Genomic DNA, 13,862 nt, shown 5'->3' on the forward strand with positions numbered 1-13,862 from the left:
CTCATGACCAGCGGATACACCCCGGACGCCACGGACTGGCGGATCCTCGACGCCCTTCAGGCCCAGGGCCGGGCCAGCTTCGCCGAGCTCGCCCGGGCCGTGTCGATGTCGCCGTCGGCGGTGACCGAGCGGGTGCGGCGACTGGAGGAGGCCGGGGTGATCGCCGGGTACACGGCGATCGTCGACCAGGAGCGGCTCGGCCTCCCGATCCTCGCCTTCGTCCGGCTGCGTTATCCGAACGGCAACTACAAGCCCTTCCACGACCTCATCGCCACCACTCCGGAGGTCCTGGAGGCGCACCACGTGACCGGTGACGACTGCTTCGTCCTGAAGGTCGCCGCCCGGTCCATGCGGCACCTGGAGGAGATCTCCGGGAAGGTCGGCGCGCTCGGCTCGGTCACGACGAGCGTCGTGTACTCCTCGCCGCTCCCCCGGCGTCCGATCAGCCGCTGAGCGCGTCGCCTCCGGTGCGCAGCCGCACGGCGGAGCCGTGCCGGGCCTTGACCACCTCCAGCTGGGCCGGGATGCGCCGGCGCAGGTCGCCCACGTGGCTGACGATGCCGACGCTGCGGTCCCGCTCGCGCAGCGAGTCCAGGACGTCCAGGACCTCGTCGAGGGTCTGGTCGTCGAGGCTGCCGAAGCCCTCGTCGATGAAGAGGGTGTCGAGCCGCACGCCGCCGGCCTCGTCGGTGACGACGTCGGCGAGGCCCAGCGCGAGCGCGAGCGAGGCGAAGAAGGTCTCGCCGCCGGACAGGGTGGCGGTGTCCCGCTCGTTGCCCGTCCAGGCGTCCACCACGTGCAGGCCGAGGCCGGCGCGCCGGCCGCCGCTGCGGGCGTCGGAGTGGACCAGGGTGTAGCGGCCGGAGGACATCCGCTGGAGGCGGGCGGTGGCCGCGGCCGCGACCTGTTCGAGGCGGGCGGCGAGCACGTACGACTCCAGGCGCATCTTGCGCTCGTTCTCGGCGGCGGTGCCGGCGGTGAGCGCGGCGAGCCTGGCCACCCGCTCGTACTCCTCCCGGAGCGGGCCGAGCCGGCGGACCTCGTCGTCCGTCTGCCGGGAGAGCCGGTCGAGCGCCTCGCACCGCTCGCGTGCGGCGGCGAGCGCCGTGGCGGCCTCGCGCAGCGCCCGTTCGGCGGCGGTGTGCGCGGCGTCGGCGGACGCCGGGTCGGCGGGCGGGAGCGCGGCGGCCTCCGCGGTGGCGGCCTCGGCGAGCCGGTCCGCGACCGCGGCGGCCTCGGCCTGCCAGGCGTCCACGCCGTGCTGGAACGCGCGGCGCTCCGGCTCGTCGAGGAGGGCCGCGGCGGCCTCGGCGGGGGTGGCGAAACCGGCCCTGAACGCGGCGTCGGCGAGCCGGTCGTCGGCCTCCTTCAGGCCGCGCGCGGCGGCCTCGGCGGCCCGCACGGTCTCGGCGGCCTCCGTGAGCAGCGCGATCCGCCGCTCCAGGAGCGTGGCGTGCGCGGCGACGCTTCCGGACTCTCCCCGCGACGCGGCCAGTTCCGCCTCCAGGGCGGCCTGCTGCTGCTCCAGCGCCTCGCGCCGCGAGGTCCGCGCGGCCACCCGCCGCTCGGCCTCGCGCTGGGCGGCGCCACGCTCCTCGTACTCCCGCTCGGCCCGGGCGAGCGCCTCCCGCGCGGCGTGCGTCTGTGCGGCGAGGGCGTGGGCCTCGGCATGCCGCCGGGCCAGCTCCTCCACGTCGGAGGCGAGTTCGCCGACGACGGGGTCGACGGGGCGGGCAGGGTCGGCCGGGCCGTCGACGGCTCCCGGCCCGAGGCCCGCGCGGGCCTCGCCGCGGGCGGCCTCCCAGGCCTCGGCGGTCGCCGCGACGGCGGTCTCGGCGGCCGTACGGGCCTCGTCGGCGCGGCTGTAGTCGGCGTAGGCGGCGTCCTCGGCGGCGCGGTCGACGTGGTCGGCGGTGGCGCGGGCCGGGTCGGGGTGGGCGGTCGAGCCGCAGACCTGGCAGGGGGCGCCGGGGTCGAGGGCGGCGGCGAGTTCGGCCGCGATGCCGCGCAGGCGGCGGGACTTGAGGTCGAGCCAGTGCTCGTGGCTCTCGTTGCGCCGCTCCCGGGCCGCGGTCAGCCGCTCCCGTGCCGCGGCGAGTTCGGCGGCGAGTGCGTCGCGGCGGCGGGCGGCCGCGAGCCGGCGGCGGGCCGGTTCGAGGCGGCCGGCGAGCTGTTCGGCGCGGGCCGTGGCCTCCTGGGCGGCCTCCACGCGCCGCGTGAGCTCGGCACGGCGGGCCTCCCAGCCGGCCAGCCAGGCGGCGGCGTCCTGGAGGAAGTCCTCGTCGGCGCGGGCCTCGCGGTCGAGGACGGCCCGCTCGGCGGACAGTTCGGCGCTGCGGGCCTCGGCGCGGCGGGCCGCCTCCAAGCCGCCGAGCTCCGCGCGCAGGCGGCGTTCGACGGTGGAGAGCTGCTCGGCGCCGGCCTCCGCCAGGTCGGCGGGCAGCAGCGCGCGGGCCCGGTCGCGGTCGGCGTTCGCGGTGCGGTGGGCGCGCTCGGCGTCCTCGCGCAGACCGAGCGCGGGCGCGACCCGGTCGGCCTTGAGGGAGCGGTCGAGGGCCGTCTGCCACTGGTCGCGCTGCGGGCGGCGGGCGGCCAGCTCCTCCTGGCGGCGGACCGCGTCGGCGTGCCGGGCCTGCCGGTCGGCGAGTTCGCGTGCGGCGGCGAGTGCGTCGCGGGCGTCGGCCTGCCGCCGTTCGGCGGCGGCGAGCCGAAGCCGGGCGATGTCGAGGGCTTCACGGGCCTCGCTGCGGGCGAGGGCGGCGCGGAGCTGAACGGCGTCGGCGAGGCCGGGTTCGCCGGGGCGCTCCTCGATGGGTGCGGCGGCCGGTGATCCTGCCCCGGCGGCCTGCGCCATCCGGTGGGCGAGGGCGAGCAGCCGCTCGTCGCCCGCGCCGACCTGGCGCTCGGCGGCCTTGCGCAGTTCGGCGAGCCGGTCCTCGACGGCAGCGAAGCGGCGGGTGTCGAAGAGCCGTCCGAGGAGCTTGCCGCGGGCCTCGGCGTCGGCGCGCAGGAAGCGGGCGAAGTCGCCCTGCGGCAGCAGGACGACCTGGCAGAACTGGTCCCGGCTCATCCCGAGGAGCTGGGTGATCTCCTCACCGATCTCCTGGTGGGAGCGGCTGAGGGCCCGCCACTCGCCGCTCGCCGGGTCGTACTGGCGCAGCCAGCTCTGGGCCTTCTCGGTGGTGAACCCGGTGCCGCGGAGTTTGGGCCGCTGCTGGGCGGGGCGGCGGGTGATCTCCAGGCGCCGCTCCCCCACGGTGAGTTCGAGGGTGACCTCGGTGTACGTGCCGGTGGGCGCGTGGTCGCTGCGGAGGCTGGAGCCAGGGCTCTGGCGGGCGCCGGGCACGGTCCCGTAGAGGGCGAAGCACACCGCGTCGAGGACGGAGGTCTTGCCCGCGCCGGTGGGCCCGTGGAGCAGGAAGAGACCGGCCGACGACAGGGTGTCGAAGTCGATCTCCTGGGTGGTGCCGAACGGCCCGAAGGCGGTGACGGCGAGGCGGTGGAGTCTCACCGGCCCACCTCGCGCTCGGCCGTGTCGACGCGGACGTCGTCGAAGGCGCCGTACAGGACGGCGCGTTCGGCGCCGTCGGGTCCGGCGCCGCCGCGCACGTGGGCCACGAAGTCCTCCGCGATCTGCCGGTCGCTGCGGTCCCGCAGCCGGGTGGCGTAGGAGACGTCCGGGTCGTCGTCCGCGCGCTCGGGGTCGAAGACCAGGCTGAGGGTGTGCGGGAAGCGTTCGGCGAGGCGGGCCATGGGCTCGGCCGGGCGCACCGGGTCCGTGAGGGTCGCCTCGACCCAGGACTCCTCGTGCCGGGTGAGGTCCGGGTCGGCGAGCAGGTCGTCGAGGCGGCCGCGGATCCTGGCGAGCGGCCGGGGCACGGGGCAGTCGATCCGCTCGGCCGTGTCGACGGCGCCGTCCGGGCCGAGCTCGATCAGCCACATGGTCTTGCGGTGGTCGGCCTCGGAGAAGGAGTAGGCGAGGGGGGATCCCGAGTAGCGGACGCGGGGCGTGAGGGTCTGGCTGCCGTGGAGGTGGCCGAGGGCGACGTAGTCGACTCCGTCGAAGACACCGGCGGGCACGGCGGCGACACCGCCGACGGTGATGTCGCGCTCGCTGTCGCTGGACTCGCCGCCGGCGACGAAGGCGTGGGCGAGGACGACGGAGCGGGTGCCGTCGGGGCGGGTCGCGAGGTCGGCGCGCACCCGGTCCATGGCGGCGGCGAGCACGGCCTCGTGCCCGGCCTTCTCGGCGCCGAACTGCTCGCGCACCAGGGCGGGTTCCAGATAGGGAAGGCCGTAGAGGGCGACGTCCCCGTGGGCGTCGGCGAGGACGACGGGCGTGCCGACGCCGGCCGGGTCGGTGCGCAGGTGGATGCCGGCGCGGTCGATGAGTCCCGCGCCGACGCCGAGGCGGCGGGCCGAGTCGTGGTTGCCGGAGATCATCACCGTGGGCACGCCGGCCTCGGCGAGCCGGTGCAGCGCGGTGTCGAACAGCTCGACGGCGGTGAGCGGCGGCACGGCCCGGTCGTAGACGTCGCCGGCGACCAGGACGGCGTCCACCTCGCGCTCGCGCACGGTCGCCACCAGGTGGTCGAGGAACGCGGCCTGGGCGTCGAGCAGGGCGACCCGGTGGAACGAGCGTCCCAGGTGCCAGTCCGACGTGTGCAGAAGCCTCATGATCCCTGAGCGTATCGGTGGGGTACGACAGGAGCGGCGGGAACTCCGGAAGCGGTACGGCGGACGAGCGCTCCGGCGCCGGAAGCGGTACGGCGGACGCGCTCGCGCATCGCCGTGCGCTCGGGCATCGGGGTGCGCTCGGGCATCGCGCTGCACCCAGGGATCGCCGTGCGCCCGGGCGTCGTCGGGCGCTCAGGCATCGCCGTACGCCTCGCCGCCGAGTTCGAAGGTCGCCTCGCCTGCCGTGGCGTCGGCGAGCCAGGCCGTGAAGTCCGTCACGTCGGCGTCGGGAAGACCGATCTCGATGGTGACGGAGGCTCCGTAGGTGACCTCGCGCACCGACCGGCCGGTGGACCTCAGGTCGTTCTGCAGCTTTCCGGCCCGCTGGTGGTCGACGGTGAGCGTGGCGAGCCGGTAGCGGCGCCGGGTGACGGTGCCGACGGCGTCCAGGGCCTCGCCGACGGCTCCGCCGTACGCGCGGATGAGACCGCCGGCGCCGAGCTTCACGCCGCCGTAGTAGCGGGTGACGACGGCGGCGACGTACCGCATCTCGCGGCGCGTCAGCATCTGGAGCATGGGCACGCCCGCGGTGCCGCCGGGTTCGCCGTCGTCGGAGGCCTTCTGCACGGAGGCGTCGGCGCCGATGACGTACGCGTAGCAGTTGTGGGTGGCGGTGGGGTGCTCCCGGCGGATCCGGGCGACGAACTCCTGCGCCTCCTCCTCGGTGGCGACGGGTGCCAGCGCGCAGATGAAGCGCGATCGGTTGACCTCGGTCTCGTGGACGCCCTCACCCGCGAGCGTGCGGTACTGCTCCTGCATCCCGCCAGCCTATGCGCCCGCGCCGGCCCCGCCGGCACGGGCCGCGGTCCGGGACCGCCGACCGGGGCCGGGAATGACCGAGGGTCACGGATCGTTCACCACGAGGACCAGTCGATTCACGGAAGGCAGCGTGGGATGAGCGTCGAGTCCAGGTCCGTCGAGCCCGAGGCGGAGACCGTCCGCCGGATCCTCACCGAGAGCGGCGACACATGGGCGGTCGTGGGCCTCTCCAACAACCGCTCGCGGGCGGCGTACGGGGTGGCGGCCACGCTGCAGCGCTTCGGCAAGCGGATCGTCCCGGTCCACCCGAAGGCGGAGACGGTGCACGGGGAGCAGGGGTACGCGACGCTGGCGGAGATCCCGTTCCCGGTCGACGTGGTCGACGTGTTCGTCAACAGCGACCTCGCGGGAGCCGTCGCGGACCAGGCGGTCGCGATCGGTGCCAAGGCGGTCTGGTTCCAGCTCGACGTGATCGACGTGGAGGCGTATGCGCGGACCCGGGCGGCCGGTGTCGACATGGTGATGGACCGCTGCCCCGCGATCGAGATCCCGAAGCTCGGCTGAGCCCGCCGCCCGGCTCCCGCGACCTGCCGGGCGATCCGTTCGCGGCCTGCCGGGCACCCCGCCGCGCTCACCCGGCTGCCGGGGCCGGGAGGCGGTCGGGCCGGAGCGGCGCTTCGATGACTGGCATGAGCGAGCGCGAGGACTTCCTGGCCTGGGTCGGCTCCGACCTGTACGAGGCGGAGCTGGCCATCCACAACGGCGACCCGGCCCCACGGCGGGCGCTGTGGTCACGCGAGGAGCCCGTGAGCGTGCTCGGCGCGTGGCGGAACGCCTTCGGGCTGCGCGAGGTCGACGAGCTCTTCACCCACCTCGCGGAGACCTTCTCCGACTGCACGTCGTACGCGTTCGAGCTGCGCGCGTGGGACGTGGCGGGCGACGTGGCCTGGACGGCGGGCTTCGAGCGCACGTCCGTCTCCGTCCACGGGGAACCCACCAGCTACACGCTGCGCGTGACGCAGGTCTACCGCCGCGAGGACGGGGAGTGGCGGGTCGCCCACCGCCACGGGGACTCGGCGGAGAGCACGTGAACGGGCCCGGACGCCCGGGAGGAAACCCTTAGGGGGCCGGCGGGCCGCCGCGTCAGGAGCCGGCTCTCAGCCCGCGGCGCCCTGCGGCTCGGCCTGGAGGCCCAGGCCTTCGAGGACGACGGCGCCCGGGAGCTGGGCGAAGGCCTTGCCCGGGAGGATCAGCTTGCCGCGCCGCCGGCCGCTGCCCACGAGGACCCACTCGGTGTCGACGACGCCGGCGTCCACCAGGACCGGCCAGCCGGCCGGCAGTCCGACCGGCGTGATGCCGCCGTACTCCATGCCGGTGTCACCGGTGGCGGTCTCGATCGGCGCGAAGCGCACCTTGCGCGAGCCGAGCGCCTTGCGCACGGCACCGTTGACGTCGACGCGGGTCGCGGAGCGGACCACGCAGGCGGCCAGGGTGGTGGTCTCGCCGCGCCTGCCGGCGACGATCACGCAGTTCGCGGACTCGTCGAGCAGCCGCTGACCGTAGTGCTCGACGAAGACGGCGGTGTCCGCGATGGACGGGTCGGTGTCCACGTAGAGGATCCGGTCCGCCGGCACGGTGCCGCTCCAGGCGCGGACGGCCGCGGCGACGGGTGCGGTGAGCAGGTCGAGGCAGTCGGGTGCGGGGCGGACGTCGTCGAAGTCTCCGATGGGTGCGCGCATGCCCGGCACCGTAACAAGTGGCGGGCTCACGGCGGCCGTTCGTCTCAGCGTGCGGGCGGGATGGAGACGGCCATCGTCATCTCGACCGTCTCCTCGCCCGCGTTGCGGTAGGCGTGCGGCACGTTGCTCTCGAAGACGGCGGAGCTGCCGGCGGGGATGAGGTGGTCCTCGCCGTCGACGACGAGGGTGAGCGTGCCCGCCGTGACGTGGAGGAGCTCGGTGGTGCCGTCGGGGTGCGGGTCGGAGGCGCTGCCGTCACCGGGCATCAGGGTCCAGTGCCACAGTTCGAGGGGACCGCGGGCCTCGGTGCCGGCGAGGAGCGTGGTGTGGCTCCCGGTGGAGGTGGACCACATGCGGACGGCCTGCTCCGGCGGTACGAGCCGGACGTGCGGCCCCTGCTCGTAGTCGAGCAGCGTGGTGATCGAGACGCCGAGCGCGTCGGCCAGTTTGACCGTGGTGCCGACGCTGGGGTTGGTGCGGGCCTGCTCGATCTGGATGATCATGCCGCGACTCACGCCTGCCCGGGCGGCGAGCGCGTCCAGGGTGAAGCCGCGCTCGTTGCGCCAGCGCTTCAGGTTCCGGGCGAGCGACTGGGTGAGCTGGTCGAGGTCCGACACGTACCGTCCAATACAGTGAATGACAGAGTTCAACAGGCTGTACTACCGTGTGGTGCACCCGATTGTTCACTGCACTGTACTGCGAGGCACCACCGATGACCGCTCTGACGGCGCTGCTCGCCCTGGGCACCAGCCTGCTCTGGGGGCTCGCCGACTTCGGCGGCGGACTGCTCACGCGGCGCTTCCCGGCGCTGACCGTCGTCGTGGTGTCGCAGACCCTGGCCGTCGTCGTCCTCGGCACCGTCGTGCTGGCCACGGGCGCGCTCGACGAGGCGGGCCCCCTGCTCTGGTACGCGGTCGCGGCGGGTGTCGTCGGCCCGGTCGCCATGCTCTCCTTCTACCGGGCCCTCGCGCTCGGACCCATGGGTGTGGTGTCGCCGCTCGGTTCGCTCGGCGTGGTCGTCCCCGTCGGAGCGGGCCTGCTGCTCGGCGACCGGCCGGGACTGCTGCAGTTCGCCGGCATCGCCGTGGCCGTCGTCGGTGTGGTCCTCGCGGGCGGCCCCGAGCTGCGGGGCGCGCCGGTGCAGCGGCAGGCGGTGCTGCTCACCTTGGTCGCGGCCTTCGGCTTCGGCGCGGTGATGGCGCTGATCTCCGAGGCTTCCACCACCCTGACCGGGCTCTTCCTCGCGCTCTTCGTGCAGCGCGTCACCAACGTGGCGGTGGGCGGCGCGGCGCTGTGGTTCTCCGTGCGGCGCGGCGGCCGGGCGCTGCCCGAGGACGGCGGCGGGCTCCGCGCGGTGGGGGCCGCGCTGCCGGCGCTCGCGTTCGTCGGCCTCGCGGACGTCGCCGCGAACGGGACGTACGCGCTGGCCGCCCAGCGCGGCCCGGTGACGGTCGCCGCGGTCCTCGCCAGCCTCTACCCCGTCGTGACGGCCCTCGCCGCGCGCGGCGTACTCAAGGAACGCCTCCGCGCGGTCCAGGCGGCGGGCGCGGGCCTCGCCCTGGTGGGCACGGTCCTCCTGGCAACGGGCTGACGGGCGGGCCCGGAGGGCCCGACGGGCGGCCTAGGGGCGGCACCGAGGGACCAGGCCCGTCCTCGGCGGCCGGTCCGTCGCCCCCCTCAGCGCTCCAGTTCCGCCAGGTCGTCGAGCTCGGACTCCGCCAGCGCCGCGAGCGCGGCGAGCTGCTCCGGGGTGATGCCCTCCGGGATCGGCCTCGGCGGGGGCGTGCGCAGTGGGGGCTGCCAGCCGCGGTCCGGGTCGTAGGACCGGACCACCTTCGCGGGCGCCCCCGCCACCACCGCGTGGTCGGGGACCTCGCCCCGTACGACCGCTCCGGCGGCCACCACCACGTTCTGGCCGAGCCGCGCGCCGGGCAGGATCACCGCGCCCGTGCCGAGCCAGCAGCCCGGGCCTATGACGACGGGCTCGGAGCGCGGCCACTGGCGTCCCACGGGCACGTCGGGGTCGTCGTAGCTGTGGTTGGTCGAGGTGATGTAGACGTACGGCCCGCAGTAGGTGTCGGAGCCGATGGTGATCGGCGCGTCGGCGATGACGTGGCTGCCGCGGCCGAGGACGACGCCGTCGCCGAGGGTCAGCACGGTGTCCTCGCCGAGGTCGAGGCCGGGCAGCATGCCCGCGGTCAGCGTGACCTGTTCGGCGATGATGCAGCACGCGCCGATCTCGATCCACGGCTCGCCGAAGACGGTGCCCTGCGGGAAGGCGAGCCGGGTGCCCTCGCCGAGCGCGCGGAAGCGCAGCCTGCCCTGGTGTTCGGCGGTGACCGCGCCCGCCTGCTGGATGCGGCGCCAGCCGCTCTGCAGGGCGCGGGCGACGACGCGGCGCCGCCAGGCGGTCAGCGATGAGAACGTGTTTCGGTTCCGGGGCACCCGGACACCGTAGTCGGCGGTGTCGTCGCTGATCAGTGCGGTGCGCTGTGATGTCCGTCATGAGCCGCGGCTACGCTTCGCCCGAAGGCGCGACCGACGGATCCAGCGAAGCAGGAGCGAAACGATGGCAGAGGTGACGGACGTGTCCGGGGCGTTGATCAAGGGCGTGGGCGGCAAGGAGCCGCGGGTCGACCCGACGGCCTTCACGGCGCCGACCTCGGTGGTGCTCGGCGAGGTCACCCTCGGGCCGCGCGCCGGCATCTGGTACCACGCCGTGCTGCGGGCGGACTGCGGCCCGATCGAGGTCGGCGAGGACTCCAACGTCCAGGACAACTGCACCGTCCACGTCGACCCCGGCTTCCCGGTGAAGATCGGCGCGCGGGTGACCATCGGTCACAACGCGACGGTCCACGGCTGCACCATCGAGGACGACGTGCTCGTCGGCATGGGCGCCACGGTGCTCAACGGCGCCAGGATCGGCGCCGGCTCGCTGATCGCGGCGCAGGCGCTCGTTCCGCAGGGGATGGAGGTGCCGCCCGGCTCGCTGGTCGCGGGCGTGCCCGCGAAGGTGCGGCGGCCGCTGACCGACGAGGAGCAGGCGGGCATCCGGCTGAACGCCGAGATGTATCTGCACCTGGCCAAGACCCACGCGGAGGCGTTCGGGGAGTAGCCGCCGGAGCGGCCCGGCCGGGCCTGGCCGGCGCTATTCGGCCGCGGCCGTCGCCTCCTTGGCGGCGGCCCCGCCGGCCGGCGCCGTCTCCCGCGCGCCCTGCGAGGACTCCATGACCTCCGCGGCGTCCACGGACTCGGCGCCCTCCGTGGTCCCCCGGGCCTCCGTGGGCTCCGTGCCCTGCATGGAGGCGGCGGCCTTCTTGGCGCGGTTCTTCAGGATCAGCATCGACGCCAGGCCGACGAGCACCGCGAGCACCAGACCCAGCCACGAGAAGCGCTTGAGCCAGGCCTCGGCGACGATGCCGACGGAGTAGATGACGGCCGTGGTGCCGCCCGCCCAGAGGATGCCGCCGAAGACGTTGGCGATCAGGAACTTCCAGTACGGCATGCGCAGCACGCCCGCGAGCGGTCCGGCGAAGATCCGCAGCAGGGCGACGAAGCGGCCGAAGAAGACCGCCCACATGCCCCACTTCTCGAAGGAGCGCTCGGCGAGGGCGATGTTGGCGTCACTGAAGTGCTTGGGGAACTTCTTGCCGAGCTTGGTGAGCAGCGGCCGGCCGCCCCTGCGGCCGATCGCGTAGCCGATCGAGTCGCCGATGATCGCGCCGGCACTGGCGCAGGCACCGAGGACGTACGGGTTGATCTCACCGTGCTGGGACGCGAGCAGCGCCGAGCTGACGAGCACGATCTCGCCGGGCAGCGGGATGCCCAGGCTCTCCAGGCCGATCACCACCCCGACCAGCGCGTAGACGGCGACCGCGGGGATCGTCTCCAGCCACTCCTGCACGTGCACGGCGGGTTCCTCTCCCCCTGTCGGTGACCGATCCCCGGCAGCCTACCCCGGTCGCGGCAGGCGGGCCGCTACGCGCCGACCCGGGCCTCGGCCCGGAGGAGGAGCGCGCGCGAGGAGGACCCGACCCGGATCTCGCGGCGGCCGGTGCCGAGCACCCAGCCGTCCCGGGCCGGGTCCCAGGAGGAGAGCGTGCGCGCGGCGACCGGGACGGTGACCCGGCGGCGCTCGCCGGGTGCGAGTTCGAGGCGCCGGTAGCCGGCGAGGATCCGGCGCGGCTGGTCGACGCCGAGCGCGGCGAGATCGGGCGAGGGCCCGGCGTAGACCTGGGCGACCTCGACACCGGCGCGCGTCCCCGTGTTGGCGACGGTGAAGGTGACGTGGAGTCCGGCCCCGCCGGCGGCCGGGACGACGCGCAGGTCCTCGTACGCGAACGTCGTGTACGACAGGCCGTGGCCGAACGGGAACAGCGGGGCGACGTCCTGGGCGTCGTACCAGCGGTGGCCGACGTGGACGCCCTCGTCGTACTCCTCGACGCCGTCCTGCCCGGGGTAGCGGCGCGGGTCGCCGGCGGTGGGGTGGGCGTCGTCGGAGCGCGGGAAGGTCTGGGTGAGCCGGCCGCCCGGGTCCGCGTCGCCGAAGAGCACGGCGGCGGTGGCGGGGCCGCCCTCCTGGCCCGGGTAGTACATCTGGAGCACGGCGCCGGTGGCGTCGAGCCAGGGCATGGTGACGGCCGACGAGGTGTTGAGGACCACGGTGGTGCGGGGGTTGGCGGCGGTCACGGCCGCGATGAGGGACTCCTGGCCGCCGGGCAGCGCGAGGCGGGTGCGGTCGCGGCCCTCGGTGGCGTCCTCGTAGGCGAAGAGCACGACGCTGTGGGCGGCGCGGGCGGTGGCGACGGCCTCGGCGAGGTCGGCGGCCCTGGTGGTGCCGTCGGCGGCGCGCAGCCGGAAGCGCAGGCCGACGGCGTCGCCGTGCGCGGTGACGGTGATCCGGTGGGTCCCGGCGGTGAGGCGGCGGTCGGCGCGGCGGAGGTCGAGGCCGTCGGCGGAGCGCGCGACGAGGCCGCCGGCGAAGTACTCGGCGACGCCTTCCCGTACCGGGAAGAGCTCGGCGCCGTCGAGGGTCACGGTGGGCCGCCGGCCGCCGCCGTAGTGGACGAAGAAGCTCCAGTCGTCGTCGGCCGTGGTGGTGAGGTTGCCCTCGTAGCTCCAGGTGGCGCCCGCGGCGACGCCGATGTCGCCGCTCGGGAAGGCCGGTTCGAGGCGGGCGCCGGTGGCGGGCAGCGGCTTGCCGTACAGGTCCTCGCCGAGTGCGTACGTGACGGTGGCGCCGGCCCCGGCGCGGGCGCGCAGCGCGTCGAGCGGGCTGACGGCGGCGTCGGGGACGACGTGGGCGCTGCCGCCGCCGCTGACGAAGGGCACGGCGCCGGTGGGTCCGACGACGGCGATCGAGCGGGCGGCCGGGCCCGTGAGCGGCAGCGTGCCGCGCTCGTTGCGGAGGAGGGTGGCACCGGCGGTGGCCACGCGGTACGCGAGGCGGGCGCCGGCCGCGGGGTCGCGGACCGGCCGGGCCGCGGAGGCGTCGAGGAGGCCGAAGCGGGCGCGCACGCTGAGGATCCGGCGCACGGCGGTGTCGACCGCGCCCTCGTCGACCAGGCCGTCGCGCACGGCGCGGCTCAGGGCGGCGCCGTAGTGGACGCCGGCGGGCATCTCCATGTCGCAGCCCGCGGTGAGGGCGGGCCCGGTGGAGTGCACGGCGTCCCAGTCGCTCATGACCCAGCCCTCGAATCCCCAGCGTCCGCGCAGCACGTCGGTGAGCAGGGCCCGGCTCTCGGTGGCGTGGACGCCGTCGACCTTGTTGTACGCGGCCATGACGGCGCCCGCGCCGGCGGCGACGGCGGCCTCGAAGCCGCGCAGCTCGGTCTCGTGGAGGGTCCGGGCGTCGGCCCGGACGTCGACGGTGGTCCGGTCGCGCTCCTGGTTGTTGAGGGCGAGGTGCTTGACGGTGGCGATCAGACCCTCGGCCTGGATGCCGCGGACCTCCTCGGCGACCAGGTCTGCGGAGAGCAGCGGGTCCTCGGAGAAGGTCTCGAAGTTCCGTCCCGCGTAAGGGGTGCGGATGAGGTTGACCATCGGCGAGAGCAGCACGTCCTGGCCGAGCGCCCGGCCCTCCCGGCCGATCACCCGGCCGTAGGCGCGGGCGAGTCCGGGGTCGAAGGCGGCGGCGAGCATCACGGGCGCGGGCAGCGCGGTGGCGGCCTTCCGCACCCGCACCCCGGCGGGACCGTCGGCGAGACGCAGCGCGGGGACCCCCAGCCGCGGCACTCCGGGCACATGCCCGGCCTGACCGAGCCCGTCGGGGTCGGCGCCGCCGTGCAGCAGGGCGGTCTTCTCGTCGAGCGTGAGCCGCGCGAGGAGCGCGTCGACGCGCGAGGCGGCGTCGGGGGCCTCCGGGCCGCGCGGAACGGGCGTGGCAGCGGCGGCCCGTGTCCCGCCGGCCGGCGCGACCGTGAGGGCGGCGACCCCGGCGAGGGCGAACAACAGCCGCCGCCGGGAAGGCCGACGGCCGGCCCCGGGCTCGCCGGCGGGGGCGGGGGCGGGGGCGGGCGCGCCGAACGGGCGAGGAGCGGCGGGACCGGGAGCCGACACCGCGGCCCGGCCGAGAGCCGGCACGGCGAACGAGCTTGAGGCCGGCGCCACAGCCGACACGGGAGCCGA

At 75.4% G+C, this 13,862-nt stretch carries 13 protein-coding genes; 5 read left to right on the forward strand and 8 right to left on the reverse strand.

The window, feature by feature from the left end:
• The first annotated feature begins 3 nt into the window (after positions 1-3).
• Positions 4-453 (forward strand): Lrp/AsnC family transcriptional regulator, encoded by a 450-nt coding sequence (locus ACFVGS_RS03310; RefSeq protein ID WP_385689888.1) that lies wholly within the window; start codon positions 4-6, stop codon positions 451-453.
• Here the strand turns inward: ACFVGS_RS03310 and ACFVGS_RS03315 are convergent.
• From ACFVGS_RS03315 to ACFVGS_RS03325, 3 genes are all read right to left on the reverse strand, one after another.
• The gene (locus tag ACFVGS_RS03315; protein WP_385689891.1) at positions 443-3,511 is read right to left on the reverse strand and encodes an AAA family ATPase; all 3,069 of its coding nucleotides are present in this window, start codon (positions 3,509-3,511) and stop codon (positions 443-445) included. The genes ACFVGS_RS03310 and ACFVGS_RS03315 overlap by 11 nt on opposite strands.
• Entirely contained in the window at positions 3,508-4,677 is a 1,170-nt protein-coding gene (locus tag ACFVGS_RS03320) for an exonuclease SbcCD subunit D (RefSeq protein WP_385689894.1), read from the reverse strand. Before ACFVGS_RS03320 ends, ACFVGS_RS03315 begins: the two co-directional genes overlap by 4 nt.
• A gap of 192 nt (positions 4,678-4,869) precedes the next feature.
• Entirely contained in the window at positions 4,870-5,496 is a 627-nt protein-coding gene (locus tag ACFVGS_RS03325) for a YigZ family protein (RefSeq protein WP_384415949.1), read from the reverse strand.
• Between the two features lie 135 nt (positions 5,497-5,631).
• Between ACFVGS_RS03325 and ACFVGS_RS03330 the strand changes: the two genes are divergently transcribed.
• Together ACFVGS_RS03330 and ACFVGS_RS03335 are read left to right on the forward strand one after the other, a co-directional pair.
• Positions 5,632-6,060: a CoA-binding protein gene (locus ACFVGS_RS03330; RefSeq protein ID WP_384415952.1), complete on the forward strand. Its 429-nt coding sequence runs from the start codon at positions 5,632-5,634 to the stop codon at positions 6,058-6,060.
• Between the two features lie 125 nt (positions 6,061-6,185).
• Positions 6,186-6,587 carry a nuclear transport factor 2 family protein gene (locus ACFVGS_RS03335; protein ID WP_385689897.1) on the forward strand — a complete coding sequence of 134 codons (402 nt, stop codon included), beginning with the start codon at positions 6,186-6,188 and terminating at the stop codon, positions 6,585-6,587.
• Between the two features lie 66 nt (positions 6,588-6,653).
• Here the strand turns inward: ACFVGS_RS03335 and ACFVGS_RS03340 are convergent, their stop codons facing one another.
• Positions 6,654-7,235, reverse strand: coding sequence for a YbaK/EbsC family protein (locus ACFVGS_RS03340; RefSeq protein WP_384415958.1), 582 nt, complete (start codon positions 7,233-7,235; stop codon positions 6,654-6,656).
• A 44-nt stretch (positions 7,236-7,279) separates the two neighbouring features.
• Positions 7,280-7,852 (reverse strand): helix-turn-helix domain-containing protein, encoded by a 573-nt coding sequence (locus tag ACFVGS_RS03345; protein WP_385689900.1) that lies wholly within the window; start codon positions 7,850-7,852, stop codon positions 7,280-7,282.
• Between the two features lie 104 nt (positions 7,853-7,956).
• On the opposite strand from ACFVGS_RS03345, the gene ACFVGS_RS03350 reads away from it, so the two are divergent.
• A complete protein-coding gene (locus ACFVGS_RS03350) occupies positions 7,957-8,826 on the forward strand; it encodes an EamA family transporter (protein ID WP_384416170.1) in 870 nt (289 codons plus the stop codon).
• 86 nt (positions 8,827-8,912) lie between these two features.
• Here ACFVGS_RS03350 and ACFVGS_RS03355 read toward each other — a convergent pair whose 3' ends face one another.
• On the reverse strand, positions 8,913-9,680 hold the full coding sequence (locus ACFVGS_RS03355; RefSeq protein ID WP_385689903.1) for an acyltransferase: 768 nt from the start codon (positions 9,678-9,680) through the stop codon (positions 8,913-8,915).
• A gap of 124 nt (positions 9,681-9,804) precedes the next feature.
• Between ACFVGS_RS03355 and ACFVGS_RS03360 the strand changes: the two genes are divergently transcribed.
• A complete protein-coding gene (locus tag ACFVGS_RS03360; RefSeq protein WP_384415966.1) occupies positions 9,805-10,350 on the forward strand; it encodes a gamma carbonic anhydrase family protein in 546 nt (181 codons plus the stop codon).
• Between the two features lie 33 nt (positions 10,351-10,383).
• Here the strand turns inward: ACFVGS_RS03360 and ACFVGS_RS03365 are convergent, their stop codons facing one another.
• Complete coding sequence (locus tag ACFVGS_RS03365; protein ID WP_385689906.1) at positions 10,384-11,145, reverse strand: DedA family protein; 762 nt, start codon at positions 11,143-11,145, stop codon at positions 10,384-10,386.
• Positions 11,146-11,213: 68 nt separating this feature from the next.
• On the reverse strand, positions 11,214-13,817 hold the full coding sequence (locus ACFVGS_RS03370) for a beta-glucosidase (RefSeq protein ID WP_385689909.1): 2,604 nt from the start codon (positions 13,815-13,817) through the stop codon (positions 11,214-11,216).
• Positions 13,818-13,862 lie beyond the last annotated feature (45 nt).

The organism is Streptomyces sp. NPDC127114 (assembly GCF_042677525.1).
Lineage (GTDB): Bacteria > Actinomycetota > Actinomycetes > Streptomycetales > Streptomycetaceae > Streptomyces.